Origin of the sequence: Ferrovibrio sp., assembly GCF_025869515.1 — a bacterium.
In the GTDB taxonomy this organism is placed as follows: Bacteria; Pseudomonadota; Alphaproteobacteria; order Ferrovibrionales; family Ferrovibrionaceae; genus Ferrovibrio.
This window is the reverse complement of sequence record NZ_JAOZVR010000095.1, coordinates 1-11,833: the sequence shown is the minus strand read 5'-3', so window position 1 is coordinate 11,833 and position 11,833 is coordinate 1. Positions and strand designations below refer to the sequence as shown.

Annotated in this window: 12 protein-coding genes; 4 read left to right on the top strand and 8 right to left on the bottom strand. The window is 66.2% G+C overall.

What is annotated here, in order from left to right; genetic code table 11:
- The first annotated feature begins 7 nt into the window (after positions 1-7).
- From OJJ21_RS16405 to rsmA, 3 genes are read left to right on the top strand one after another with little or no spacing between them, the layout of a single operon-like run.
- Positions 8-1,258 carry a peptidylprolyl isomerase gene (locus OJJ21_RS16405; protein WP_297687833.1) on the top strand — a complete coding sequence of 417 codons (1,251 nt, stop codon included), beginning with the start codon at positions 8-10 and terminating at the stop codon, positions 1,256-1,258.
- A 34-nt stretch (positions 1,259-1,292) separates the two neighbouring features.
- The gene (pdxA, locus tag OJJ21_RS16400) at positions 1,293-2,315 is read left to right on the top strand and encodes a 4-hydroxythreonine-4-phosphate dehydrogenase PdxA (RefSeq protein ID WP_366093178.1); all 1,023 of its coding nucleotides are present in this window, start codon (positions 1,293-1,295) and stop codon (positions 2,313-2,315) included.
- Positions 2,296-3,132: a 16S rRNA (adenine(1518)-N(6)/adenine(1519)-N(6))-dimethyltransferase RsmA gene (gene rsmA / locus OJJ21_RS16395; RefSeq protein WP_297687830.1), complete on the top strand. Its 837-nt coding sequence runs from the start codon at positions 2,296-2,298 to the stop codon at positions 3,130-3,132. The genes pdxA and rsmA overlap by 20 nt, the downstream gene beginning before the upstream one ends.
- Here the strand turns inward: rsmA and gmk are convergent, their stop codons facing one another.
- Positions 3,133-3,789, bottom strand: coding sequence for a guanylate kinase (gene gmk, locus OJJ21_RS16390; RefSeq protein WP_297687828.1), 657 nt, complete (start codon positions 3,787-3,789; stop codon positions 3,133-3,135).
- Positions 3,790-3,794: 5 nt separating this feature from the next.
- Positions 3,795-4,688: a YicC/YloC family endoribonuclease gene (locus OJJ21_RS16385; RefSeq protein WP_297687826.1), complete on the bottom strand. Its 894-nt coding sequence runs from the start codon at positions 4,686-4,688 to the stop codon at positions 3,795-3,797.
- A gap of 68 nt (positions 4,689-4,756) precedes the next feature.
- Between OJJ21_RS16385 and OJJ21_RS16380 the strand changes: the two genes are divergently transcribed.
- Positions 4,757-5,521: an SDR family NAD(P)-dependent oxidoreductase gene (locus OJJ21_RS16380; protein ID WP_297687824.1), complete on the top strand. Its 765-nt coding sequence runs from the start codon at positions 4,757-4,759 to the stop codon at positions 5,519-5,521.
- On the opposite strand, the gene mltG is transcribed toward OJJ21_RS16380, so the two are convergent.
- The 6 genes from mltG to OJJ21_RS16350 form a co-directional block, all read right to left on the bottom strand.
- Positions 5,522-6,499 (bottom strand): endolytic transglycosylase MltG, encoded by a 978-nt coding sequence (gene mltG, locus OJJ21_RS16375; protein WP_297687822.1) that lies wholly within the window; start codon positions 6,497-6,499, stop codon positions 5,522-5,524. It abuts the gene before it with no gap.
- A gap of 7 nt (positions 6,500-6,506) precedes the next feature.
- Entirely contained in the window at positions 6,507-7,784 is a 1,278-nt protein-coding gene (gene fabF / locus OJJ21_RS16370) for a beta-ketoacyl-ACP synthase II (protein ID WP_297687820.1), read from the bottom strand.
- Positions 7,785-7,835: 51 nt separating this feature from the next.
- Positions 7,836-8,075, bottom strand: coding sequence for an acyl carrier protein (locus OJJ21_RS16365; protein WP_290809430.1), 240 nt, complete (start codon positions 8,073-8,075; stop codon positions 7,836-7,838).
- Positions 8,076-8,219: 144 nt separating this feature from the next.
- Complete coding sequence (fabG, locus tag OJJ21_RS16360) at positions 8,220-8,960, bottom strand: 3-oxoacyl-[acyl-carrier-protein] reductase (protein ID WP_297687817.1); 741 nt, start codon at positions 8,958-8,960, stop codon at positions 8,220-8,222.
- Positions 8,961-9,016: 56 nt separating this feature from the next.
- Positions 9,017-9,958, bottom strand: a complete 942-nt coding sequence (gene fabD, locus OJJ21_RS16355; RefSeq protein WP_297687816.1) for an ACP S-malonyltransferase — start codon at positions 9,956-9,958, stop codon at positions 9,017-9,019.
- 87 nt (positions 9,959-10,045) lie between these two features.
- Positions 10,046-11,656, bottom strand: coding sequence for an FAD-dependent oxidoreductase (locus OJJ21_RS16350; RefSeq protein ID WP_297687814.1), 1,611 nt, complete (start codon positions 11,654-11,656; stop codon positions 10,046-10,048).
- Between the last annotated feature and the right edge of the window lie 177 nt (positions 11,657-11,833).

The window sequence follows — 11,833 nt, the reverse complement described above, 5'->3', positions numbered from 1 at the left end:
TTTGCCCATGCATCGCCTGATCGCCTTCGCTTTTCTCATCTGCTGCGTGATCGCAGCCCCCCTGCACGCGCAGGATCAGCAGCGCATCGTTTCGCTGGTGAATGACGAGGTCATTTCGCTGCGGGACCTCAATGAGCGCATGCGCATCATCATGGCCACCACCCGCCTGCCGGACAACAATCCGGAAATCCTGCGGGCCGTCCGCGAACAGGCCTTGCGCTCGCTGATCGACGATCGCCTGCAGATGCAGGAAGCGAAGCGGCGTAACATCACGACCAACCAGCAGGATGTCGATTCCGCAGTCGCCGCCGTCGAACGCCAGATGAATATTCCGGCCGGCCGCTTCGAGGAATATGTGCGGCGCTCCGGCGTCGATCCGGCTGCCGCCATCAACCAGATCCGCAGCGAACTCACCTGGAGCCGCATGGTACGCGCCCGCGTCGGCGCCCAGATCACCATCACGGAGCAGGAAATCGACGAAGCCATCGCCAAGCTGCGGGCCAATGCCGGGCAGACCGAAGAACTGATTTCGGAAATTCTGGTGCCGATGGACAATCCCGATCAGGAGGCCCCGCAGCGCCAGCTGGCCGAACGCATCATCGAGCAGATCCGCGGCGGCGCCAATTTCCCGGCCCTGGCCCGCCAGTTCAGCCGAGGCACCACCGCCGCCAATGGCGGCGATGTCGGCTGGATACAGCGCGGCACGCTCAGTGAGGAAACCGAAGCCGCGATCGCCAAGCTGAACAAGGGCGAAATATCGGCGCCGATCCGCACGGTCGGCGGCTGGCAGATCGTGGCGCTGCGCGATCGCCGCCGCATCTCCCTGCCCGGCATCGAGGAAAACCGCGTCACCCTGAAGCAGCTCCTGCTGCCGCTGCCGACCGAGGCGCCGCAGGCCGAGATCGATGCCGCCATGGCCAAGGCCCGCGAGGCCCGCAACGACATCCGCAGCTGTGACGACGTCGAAACCGTTGCCGCGAAATACGAAGCCCCCGGCTCCGGCAGCCTGGGTACGCTGCGCATGGGCGATCTGCCGGAAAGCTTCCGGCAGGCGGTCGCTCCGCTGACTATCAACGAGACCTCGCAGCCGGTGCGGGCCTCGCGCGCGGTCCATATCTTCACCCTGTGCGCCAAGCAGGAAGCCGCCGGTCTGAACCGCAATGAAATCCGGCAGGGCATCCTGGCACGCCGCGCCGAGCTGATGGCCCAGCGCTATATCCGCGAATTGCGGCGCGATGCCACAATTGAATTCAGGTAAGACGACGTCCGCCGAACGGGCCGGACCTCCGCCTCTGCAGGCCCCCCTGGTGCTGACCATGGGCGAACCCGCCGGCATCGGCGGTGAAATCGCCCTGCAGGCCTGGCTGCGTCGGCATGAAGCCGGCCTGAACCCCTTCCTGATGCTCGACGATCCGCAGCGCCTGCAGAGCATCGCCCGGTTGCATGGCTGGGCCGTGCCGGTGCAGGCCGTGGCCGAGCCGGAGGCTGCCATCGCGCTGTTCGACCGCGCCCTGCCGGTGTTGCCGGTGCCGCTGCCGGCAATCCCGCAACCGGGTATTCCGGACCGGCTGAATGCCCCCGCCGTGCTGCATGCCATCGAACTGGCGGTGACGCTGTGCCGCAACGGCAAGGCCGCGGCCATGGTCACCAATCCGATCCACAAGGCGGCGCTTTACGATGCGGGCTTCGGCCATCCCGGCCATACCGAATTCCTCGCCGCCCTGTGCGATACGCCGCGCCCGGTGATGATGCTGGCCTCCGAACGGCTGCGCGTCGTTCCCGTCACCATTCATGTGGCGCTGAAGCGCGCCATCGAGTTGCTCGACGCCGACCTGATCGTCGAGACCGCGCGGATCACCGCGCATGACCTGCGCGAGAAATTCGGCATTGCCCGGCCGCGTCTGGCAATTGCCGGACTCAATCCGCATGCCGGCGAATCCGGCAGCATGGGCAAGGAAGACGCCACCATCGTGGCGCCGGCGGTCGAACGCCTGCGTGCCGAGGGCATTGATGCGCGCGGCCCGCTGCCGCCGGATACCATGTTCCATGCCGAGGCCCGCGCCGGTTACGATGCCGCGATCTGCATGTATCACGACCAGGCGCTGATCCCGATCAAGACGCTGGATTTCGATTCCGGCGTCAATGTCACGCTCGGCCTGCCGGTGATCCGCACCTCGCCCGACCACGGCACCGCTTTCGACATTGCCGGCAAGGGCATCGCCAGGCCCGACAGCCTGATTGCCGCTTTGCGCATGGCCGCCACCATGGCCGCACACAGGACCGTTCCGGGGACCGATGTCGGCAACGCCCAGTAACGTGCTTGAGGCGCTGCCGCCATTGCGCGAGGTGATCGCGCGGCACGAGCTGGCCGCGCGCAAGGCGCTGGGCCAGAATTTCCTGCTCGACCTCAACCTGACCCGCAAGATCGCCCGCGCCGCCATGCCGTGGACCGGCGCGCCGGTGATCGAGATCGGCCCCGGGCCCGGCGGCCTGACCCGTGCCCTGCTGCTGGAAGGCGCGCCGAAGGTGATCGCGATCGAGCGCGACGAGCGCTGCCTCGCCGCCCTGCAGGACGTCGTGCAGGCGGCCGCCGGGCGCCTGACGCTGCAGGCCGGCGATGCGCTGGACACCGATTTCGCCACGCTGGCGCCACCGCCCTGGCAGGTGGTCGCCAACCTGCCCTACAACATCGCCACGCCGCTGCTGCTCGGCTGGCTGGCCCAGCCGCAGAATTTCACCCGCATCACCGTGCTGGTGCAGAAGGAGGTGGCCGAACGGATGGCGGCCAAGCCGGGGGGCAAGACCTATGGCCGCCTGGCCGTGGCATCGCAATGGCGCGCCAGCGTGCGCCTGCTGTTCGATATCGGCCCGCAGGCTTTCGTGCCGGCGCCGAAGGTGACGTCCACACTGGTGGAACTGACGCCACGTCCTGCTGTGGCCGAGGCCGAACCGGCTAAGCTGGAACGGGTGACGGCAGCGGCCTTCAACCAGCGCCGCAAGATGCTGCGCGCAGCCCTACGGCCACTGTGGCCGGATGCGGATGCCAAGCTGGCACAGGCCGGCATCGATCCGACCCGGCGCGCGGAAACGCTGTCGATCGAGGAGTTCTGCGCCCTGGCGCGCTTGCTGTAGTCAGCGGCCTTCGCGGAGCTGCTTGACGAAATCGACCAGGCCGACGCCGCGATGGCGCTTCTGCCGTTCGGCGCGCAGGATCGAATGCACATCGGCGAGGCAGCGGTCGACATCGTCGTTGATCACGACATAGTCGTATTCCGCCCAGTGGCTGATTTCATCGGCCGCCTTCGACATGCGCTTGGCCACCGTCTCGGCCGAATCCTGCGCCCGGGTGTGCAGGCGTTTTTCCAGGTCGCGGGTCGAGGGCGGCAGGATGAACACACTGACCAGATCGTCGCGCGCGCGCTGGCGCAACTGCTGCGTGCCCTGCCAGTCGATGTCGAACAGGATGTCCTGGCCGGCCGAAAGCCGCTTTTCCACCTGCTCCTTCGGCGTGCCGTAGTAATAGTCGAACACCTTGGCATGTTCGAGCAGCTCCTGGCGATTCACCATCAGGCCGAAGCTTTCGGAATCGATGAAGTGATAATGCGTGCCATCCACCTCGCCGGGCCGGCGCGGCCGCGTGGTCACCGAGACCGAGAGATGCAGCTCGTCATCCATCTCCAGCAGCCGGCGCGAGATGGTCGTCTTGCCGGCGCCCGATGGCGAGGATAGCACCAGCATCAGGCCGCGGCGGGCGACGGGGATCGGCGCGGCTTTGGCTTTAGTCGACATGCGCTTTACTCGACATTCTGGGCCTGCTCGCGCAAACGGTCGATGACCAGTTTCAGATCGAGTCCGATGGCGGTCAGCCCGGCATCGAAGGATTTGGAACACAGCGTGTTGGCTTCGCGGTTGAATTCCTGCATCAGGAAATCCAGCTTGCGGCCGACGCCCTTGGCATCGCCGCTGCCGATCAGGCTGCGCGCGGCCTCGACATGGGCGCGCAGGCGATCAAGCTCCTCGCGGATATCCAGCCGGGTGATCTGCAGGGCCAGCTCCTGCGCCAGGCGCTCTTCCGTCACCGGCGGATTCTGCGCCAGCAGATCGGCAAGCTGCTGCTGCAGGCGGCGGCGCAGGGCCTCGGGGCGCACCGCTTCCACTTCGGCGGCCCGGGCGGTGAGCGCGGCAATCTCGTTGAACTGGCCGGTCAGCACCTCGGCCAGCTTGGCGCCTTCGGCCGCGCGGCTCTCAGCCAGCGTCTTCAATGCGGTGCCGAAGCTCTGCTTCACCGCGACTTCGAGAGCGGCGCGGGCCGCTTCATCATCCACCACGCCCACCGGCTCGACCACGCCGCGCACGGCCAGCAATCCGTCCAGCCGCGGCGCCCCGATGCCGCGCGATTCCAGTCTGCTCGCCATGGCGAGCAGCTGTTCCAGCAGCGCCTCGTTCAGCCTGTAGGCCGGCGAGGCTTCGGCATTCTCGATGAATTGCAGATTGAGATTGATGTTGCCGCGCACCAGTCTGGCCTGCGCCTGACTGCGCAGTTCGGCCTCGATGGAGTCGAAACCCGGCGGCAGACGGAAGCGCAGTTCCAGTCCGCGGCCGTTGACCGACTTGAGTTCCCAGATCCAGGCCTTGTTGCCGGCGCGTCCGTCGACGCGGGCAAAGCCGGTCATGCTGACAAGCGACACGATTCCCCCGAAAGTGTTACGGTGCGCGGCACTATAGTGAAAAACCGCCGGGGGGTCGAGGCTAAGCCATGGATCAAACACTGCTTTCCGGCATCGTCATCACCGGGGCCTCAAGCGGAATCGGTCAGGCGCTGGCGGAAACCTATGCCCGCCCGGGCGTGCTGCTGGCGCTGACCGGCCGCGATGCCGCGCGACTGCAGACTGTGGCCGAGTCCTGCCGCCAGCGCGGCGCAACGGTGGAGGCCGAGCCGGTGCCGGTGACCGACCGTGCGGCGATGCAGGCCTTCATCGAAAGGATCGCAGCGAAATCCCGTCTCGATCTGGTGATCGCCAATGCCGGCGTCTCGGGCAGCTTCAGGGACTGGGATGGTTTCGATGCCCATGTGCGTGCGATCACCGATGTGAATATCGGCGGCGTGCTGAACACAGTGAACCCGGCGGTGCCGATCATGGTGAAGCAGTGCGGCGGCCAGATCGCCATCGTCGCCTCGCTGGCCGGATTCCTGAGCATGCCGGGCGCCGCCCCGTATTCGTCATCGAAGCACTTCGCGCGTTCCTATGCCGAGGAACTGCGCGGCATGCTGGCACCGCAGGGCATCCGCGTGTCCGCCATCTGCCCCGGCTTCGTCACCTCGCGGATGACCGCGCGCAACAAATTCCCGATGCCCTTCCTGATGGATGAGCAGCGCGCCGCCGGCATCATCCGGGATGGGCTGGCACGCGATCGGGGCCGCATCGCCTTCCCCTGGCCGATGCTGGCGATGATCCGCGCCCTGGCGATGCTGCCCTATCCGCTGCTCGACTGGATTCTGCGCCGCAGCCCGAAGAAATAGTCAGCGCCGCTGCGAAGCGCGATAGGCCGCCACGTTGCGCAGATGCTCATCGTAGGTCCGGGCAAAGACATGGCCGCCCTTGCCATCGGCGACGAAATACAGGAAGTCGTGGCTTTCCGGCCGCAGCACGGCGCCGATGCTGGCGCGGCCGGGATGGTTGATCGGCGTCGGCGGCAGGCCGTCGATGGTGTAGGTGTTCCACGCGCTTGGCTGCGCCAGATCGTTCAGCGTCAGCGGCCGCTCCAGCTCGCGCTCGCCACGGGTGATGCCATAGGCCACCGTGGGATCGGCCTGCAGCTTCATCCTGCGCTTCAGGCGGTTGAGATAGACGCCGGCGACGCGGGCACGCTCGGCCGGGATCGGTGTCTCGGCTTCCACGATGGAGGCCAGGATGACGGCCTGGTCCGGGCTGGCGAGCGGCAGGCCGGCGGCACGTTTTGGCCATAGCTCGGCCAGCAGGTCTTCATGCGCCTTGCGCATGCGCGCAACCAGATCGCTGCGGCTGTCGCCGTGGATATACTGATAGGTTTCCGGCAGCAGGCTGCCCTCGGGCACCGGCGCCGCCGGCCAGGTGCCGGCCAGCGCTTCGCCGGCCTCGACGATGCGGCGGATCTCCACTGTCATCTGCCCTTCAGGGACGGTGAGCCGCCGCGCGAAGACCTTGCCGGCGGCAATGCGCTCCAGCACCTGCCGCGGCGTGTCACCGGGGACAAACTGGTATTCGCCGGCCTTCAGGCTGGCTGCCGTGCCGGTCTGCCAGGCCGCGAGTTCGATCAGGCGCGGATAGCGCACCACCGCAGCTTCGGCCAGCTTTTCGGCAATGCCGGCCACGCGCGTGCCGCGCGGGATCAGCACGACGCGCTCCTGCGCCAGCGGACCCGGACTGTCGAGCCAGTCGGCATACCACAGCCAGGCAGCGCACAGGCCGATGGCGCCCGCCAGCAGGACTGCCAGCAGGGCGCGCAGCAGCCGGTTCATCGGAAATTCAGGCGTCGTACCGCTTCAGGATCAGCGAAGCATTGGTGCCGCCGAACCCGAAGGAATTCGACAGCGCCGCGCGCACGTCGCGCTGCTTGGCCTTGTGCGGCACCAGGTCGAGGCCGACCGCGACATCGCTGGGATCGTCGAGGTTCAGCGTCGGCGGCACGATACCGGTCTTGATCGCCAGTGTGGAGAAGATCGCCTCCACCGCACCGGCCGCGCCGAGCAGATGGCCGATCGACGACTTGGTCGACGACATCGACAGGCTGCCCATCGCATTGCCGAACAGGCGCTTCACGGCCCCCAGTTCGATCTCGTCGCCCAGCGGCGTCGAGGTGCCATGGGCGTTGATGTAATCGATATCGGTCGGCTGCATGCCGGCCCGTTTCAGCGCCATCTGCATGCAGCGGAAGGCACCGTCGCCGCTCTCATGCGGCGCGGTGATGTGATAGGCATCGCCCGACAGGCCATAGCCCACCACTTCGGCATAGATCTTGGCGCCGCGCGCCTTGGCATGCTCGAGTTCCTCAAGCACCACCACGCCGGCACCCTCGCCCATCACGAAACCGTCGCGGCCCTTGTCCCAGGGACGCGAGCCCTTGGTCGGCTCGTCATTGAAGCCGGTCGACAGGGCGCGCGAGGCACAGAAACCTGCCACGCCGAGCGGACCGATGGTGGCTTCGGCACCGCCAGCCACCATCACATCTGCATCGTCCCACATGATCAGCCGGGCGGCATCGCCAATGGCATGCGCGCCGGTCGAACAGGCCGTCACCACCGCGTGGTTCGGGCCCTTGAAGCCATACTCGATCGAGACATGGCCGGAGACCAGGTTGATCAGGCGGCCAGGCACGAAGAACGGGCTGATCCGGCGCGGGCCTTTTTCCTTGAGCAGGATCGCCGCTTCCTCGATGCCGTTGAGGCCGCCGATACCCGAGCCGATCAGCACGCCGGTGCGGCAGCGCTGCTCCTCATCGGCCGGCACCCAGCCGGAATCCCTCACCGCCTGCTTGGCCGCCGCCAGCCCGAAGATGATGAAATCATCCACGCGCTTGCGGTCCTTGGCCTCCATCCATTCGTCAGGATCGAAAGCATCGGTACGGTCGGGATGATCCGCCTTGAGCGGAACCTGGCCGGCGATTTTCGCGGGCATCTCGGAAGGGTCGAAACGAGTGATCCGGCCGAGGCCGGATTCACCGTTGATCAGACGCTGCCAAGTCGCCTCGACGCCGCAGGCGAGTGGCGTGACCAGGCCGAGGCCGGTGACGACAACACGACGCATAGCGGTACCTTTCGTGACGAACGGATAAAGGGGATACGGCGGCGTCAGCGATTACGACGCCGAACGCTCCTTGATGAAATCGATCGCGTCCTTGACGGTCAGGATCTTCTCAGCCGCATCGTCAGGGATTTCGACGCCGAATTCTTCTTCGAACGCCATCACCAGTTCGACCGTATCCAGGCTGTCCGCGCCCAGGTCATCGATGAAGCTTGCCGCCTCGGTGACCTTCTCTTCTTCGACGCCGAGATGCTCGACGACGATCTTCTTAACGCGCTCAGCAATGTCGCTCATTTCATAAATCCCTGTGGTTGTGGCTGCCAGCGCCTGCTTTTCATGCGGCGGCAGCGGGCAGATGGGGGCTCCCTTACCATAGAAACCCCACGCTTCCAAGCCGTTCCAGTGCTCTGGAACGGGGTGATTCGTGACCGGATTTCCTTAGGAAATCATGGCCATACCGCCGTTAACATGCAAGGTCTGTCCGGTCACGTAGGCAGCTTCCTCCGAGGCCAGATAAACCACTGCGGCGGCAATTTCCGGGCTCTGGCCGAGTCGACCGGCCGGAATCTTCTGCGAAATCATTTCCTTCTGCTGATCGGTCAGCACATCGGTCATCGCGGTCTGGATGAAACCCGGCGCCACGCAGTTCGCCGTGATGTTGCGCGAGGCCACTTCCTGGGCCAGCGACTTGGTCATCCCGGTCAGGCCGGCCTTCGCAGCTGCGTAATTGAGCTGGCCCGGATTGCCCGTTGCGCCGACCACGGAGGTAATCGAAATGATGCGGCCCCAGCGGCGCTTCATCATGCCCTTCAGCGAGGCGCGGGCGAGACGGAAGGCGGCGCTGAGATTGACATCCAGCACGGTCTGCCAGTCTTCATCCTTCATGCGCATGGCCAGGCCGTCGCGAGTGATGCCGGCATTGTTGACCAGGATATCGACCTGCCCCATTGCCGCCTCGGCCTGACCGACCAGGGCGTTCACCGCAGCCGCATCGGCCAGGTTGCACGGCAGCACATGAGCGCGGCTGCCCAGCCTGGCGGCCATCTCCTGCAGCACGGCTTCGCGCGTGCCCGACAGGCCGATGGTGGCGCCCTGGGCATGCAGTGCCTGGGCAATGGCGCCGCCGATACCGCCGGTGGCGCCGGTGACGAGAGCGAATTTGCCGGTCAGGTCAAACATGATGGTTTCCTTATCTCTCGGAACTCAGAGGCCCAGACTATCAGGGGGCCCGACTATCACAGGCTCTTGGCCCAGGCTTCCAGCTCAGCCGGCGCGCCGACGCTGAGCGGTTCGATCTCCTTGTCGATGCGCTTGACCAGACCGGCCAGCACCTTGCCTGCGCCGAGCTCGACCACTTGCGCCACGCCCTGCGCCTTCAGCCACTGCACGCCTTCGCGCCAGCGCACCAGGCCGGTCACCTGCTGCACCAGCAGTTTTTTGATGTCATCCGGATTGGACTCGCCCTTGGCCGTAACGTTCGAAACCACGGGCAGTTTCGGCGCCGTCATGCGCACCGTGGCCAGCGCTTCCGCCATCGCATCGGCAGCCGGCTGCATCATGGCGCAATGGAACGGCGCGCTGACCGGCAGCAGCATGCCGCGCTTCACGCCCTTGGTCTTGGAGACTTCGATGGCACGCTCGACGGCGCTCTTCTTGCCCGAGATCACCACCTGGCCGCCGCCATTGTCGTTGGCGCAGCCGAGCACTTCGCCCTGGGCGGCCTCGGCCACCACCTGCTGGGCCAGTTCAAGCTCGGCGCCCAGCAGCGCGGCCATGGCGCCCTCGCCCACCGGCACGGCCTTCTGCATCGACTGGCCGCGCAGCTTGAGCAGGCGGGCGGCATCGCCGACCGTGAGCGCGCCCATGGCACACAGCGCGGAATATTCGCCGAGCGAATGCCCGGCGGCATAGGCGCCCCTGGCGGCCAGGTCGACGCCGAAATCCTTTTCGGCCACACGCACCACGGCCATGCTGGCCGCCATCAGCGCCGGCTGCGCATTCTCGGTCAGCATGAGGTCGGCTTCCGGACCTTCGAACATCAGTTTCGAAAGCTTCTGCGACAGGGCCTCGTCAACTTCCTCGAAGACCTGGCGTGCCGTGGCAAAGGCCTCGGCCAGGTCCTTGCCCATGCCGACGGCCTGGCTGCCCTGGCCGGGGAACAAGAAGGCACGGCTCATGATCGGAGACTCCTGCTGATGGACCTGATGGGGCAAAAAAAGCCGCGCCAGTCATAAGCCCCGGCCCGGCCCTGTCAAGCGTCGGCCTCAGGCCGTCCAAGCCAGAGCTCTCTTATAAGCCATTGAAATATCTTGACTTGACGGGCGATGCCAGCGCGCGGCGACATGCTGGTCCGGACGCAGCAGATAGGCGCTGCCCGGCGCGGCGCCATAGCGCCGGGCCGCCAGACCGGTCGCGGGCAGGGTCACCACGGTGATCCGCTGCCGCAGGGCGGCCGGCAACTCCGGCCCAGGGCCAGACTCCGGGCCGAAGGCCAGCAGGGTGAAGCCGCTGCCGCAGCGGCGCAGCAGCCAGTCGGCATCGCCCGCTCCGACGGGCGCATCCACCGCCGGCGCGCCGGGCGGCGGACCGGCACTGAAGGCATCGCGATCGGGTGTCGACAGCGGCGTATCGCGATAGGTGCTGGGCAGCGACAGGCGGCCGGAATTCACCAGCCGGCGCGCGAAGGGATAATCGGCGGCAAGCTCCAGCACGGCATCGCGCATGGCTTTCGCCGTCGCGCCCTTGGGCGAAATGAAATCGGTGCTGCGCGTCGAGTTCAGGATGTTTTCATCCGCCGCCGCACTGCGCTCGCTGTCATAGGTATCCAGCAGGGCATCGGGCGCTTCGTCGCGCAGCACATGGGCCAGTTTCCAGGCCAGATTGTCGGCATCCTGCACGCCCGAATTGGCGCCGCGCGCGCCGAAGGGCGATACCTGATGCGCGGAATCGCCGATGAAGATCACGCGGCCATGACGGAAGCGTTCGAGCCGCCGGCACTGGAAGGTGTAGATGCTCACCCATTCCAGTTCGAATTGCGTGCTCTCGCCCAGCATGGCTTTCAGGCGCGGAATCACGCGTTCCGGCTGGCGCTCGGCTTCCGGATCGGCCTGCCAGCCAAGCTGCAGGTCGATGCGCCAGACATCGTCGGGCTGGCTGTGCAGCAGGGCCGAGCCGCCGCCATGAAACGGCGGATCGAACCAGAACCAGCGCTCAACCGGAAAATTGGCTTTCATCTTCACATCGGCGATGAGGAAACGGTCCTCGAAGACCTGACCCTTGAAATCGAGACCGAGCCTGCGCCGCAGTGTCGAGCGCGCACCATCGGCGGCCAGCACGTAATCGGCCAGCAGCGTATATTCGCCCTCGGGCGTCTCGACCGTCAGCCGCACAGGGTCGTTGCCGGAAGCATGCTCGGGCGTGATATCGGCGACGCGATGTTTCCAGCGCAGCTCGATCAGCGGCTGCGCGCGCGCCGCCTCCACCAGATAGAGCTCGGCGTAATATTGCTGCAGGTTGATGAAGGCCGGAAACTGGTGCCCGCTCTCAGGCAGCAGATCGAAGCTGTAGCGCTGCTCGCCGCCGTGAAACACCTTGCCGAGCTGCCAGGTCACGCCCTTGGCCAGCATGCGCACCCCGACGCCGAGCCGGTCCCAGATTTCCAGCGTGCGCTTGGCGTAGCAGATCGCCCGGCTGCCCACGCTGACACTGTCTTCCTCATCCAGCAGGACGCAGGCGATGCCCTGACGGGCGAGGTCGAGCGCCGCCGACAGGCCGACCGGCCCGCCGCCGACGATGGCGACGCGGCAGGCTTCGGTGCTGCCCGGGCCGCCCGGCGGCGGCCGGTAGCCGAAAGACGGATAAGCGAAATCCGCCATAATCCCTCCCCAGGGTTCGAGTTCTTCGGTCGGATTTTGTTACATTTGAAACTAATTTAGCGGCAAACCCGGTCCGGGAACAACCCGTATTAACCATAGATTTGCGCCCTTTAAGCAGGTTTCGGCCTTGTCTGGAACGGCCATGATCCTGTAAATTGACCGACAGGAAGAATTCTT